Raw genomic sequence first — 303 nt, 5'->3', positions numbered from 1 at the left:
GATAGAGGAAAAAGAAAGAGAAAAATCACTAGAAGAATTAAAAGAATTATACGATGGTTATTTATTTAGTGCAGAAGCGGAGAAGAGGATATACAATCCCGACATGGTATTGTATTATCTTGACAGCATAGTAAGATACAAAAAACCGCCTAGAAATTTAATAGACGACAATGTAAAGACAGACTATGGTAGGCTAAACAGACTTACAATGAATGAAGGGAACAAGGTATTACTAGAGAGAATCATAAAAGAGGAAGGGATAGTAGCGGAGATAGTAACAAAATTTTCATTTGACAGGATGTA

The 303-nt window shown here is 33.7% G+C and carries 1 protein-coding gene; it reads left to right on the top strand.

Annotated elements, in window-relative coordinates; genetic code table 11:
• The coding region (locus I4N53_RS09925; protein ID WP_214496139.1) for an AAA family ATPase at positions 1-303 on the top strand (303 nt) is incomplete at both ends.

Source organism: Thermoanaerobacter sp. CM-CNRG TB177 (genome assembly GCF_018588165.1).
Taxonomy (GTDB): Bacteria; Bacillota; Thermoanaerobacteria; order Thermoanaerobacterales; family Thermoanaerobacteraceae; genus Thermoanaerobacter; species Thermoanaerobacter thermocopriae.
This window is presented reverse-complemented; position numbering and strand designations above follow the sequence as displayed.